This is a genomic window from Vibrio sp. L85 (assembly GCF_963871815.1).
In the GTDB taxonomy this organism is placed as follows: Bacteria; Pseudomonadota; Gammaproteobacteria; order Enterobacterales; family Vibrionaceae; genus Vibrio; species Vibrio harveyi.
In genome coordinates this window covers 1-524 of sequence record NZ_CAWMYL010000079.1, presented here as the reverse complement: position 1 = coordinate 524, position 524 = coordinate 1, and the positions used below count along the sequence as shown (strand labels likewise).

At 57.1% G+C, this 524-nt stretch carries 1 protein-coding gene; it reads right to left on the bottom strand.

The features are described from left to right. Positions 1–406: IS91 family transposase (locus AACR11_RS08655; RefSeq protein WP_001120876.1), on the bottom strand; the 406-nt coding region annotated here is incomplete at its 3' end. Between the last annotated feature and the right edge of the window lie 118 nt (positions 407–524).

Here is a 524-nt window from a genome sequence, read left to right as displayed (position 1 = left end):
CAAACAGGAAACGCAGCTGAAACGGGAAGCTCAACACCCACTGACGCATGGGTTGTTCAGGCAGTACTTCATCAACCAGCAAGGCGGCACTTTCGGCCATCCGCCGCGCCCCACAGCTCGGGCAGAAACCGCGACGCTTACAGCTGAAAGCGACCAGGTGCTCGGCGTGGCAAGACTCGCAGCGAACCCGTAGAAAGCCATGCTCCAGCCGCCCGCATTGGAGAAATTCTTCAAATTCCCGTTGCACATAGCCCGGCAATTCCTTTCCCTGCTCTGCCATAAGCGCAGCGAATGCCGGGTAATACTCGTCAACGATCTGATAGAGAAGGGTTTGCTCGGGTCGGTGGCTCTGGTAACGACCAGTATCCCGATCCCGGCTGGCCGTCCTGGCCGCCACATGAGGCATGTTCCGCGTCCTTGCAATACTGTGTTTACATACAGTCTATCGCTTAGCGGAAAGTTCTTTTACCCTCAGCCGAAATGCCTGCCGTTGCTAGACATTGCCAGCCAGTGCCCGTCACTCC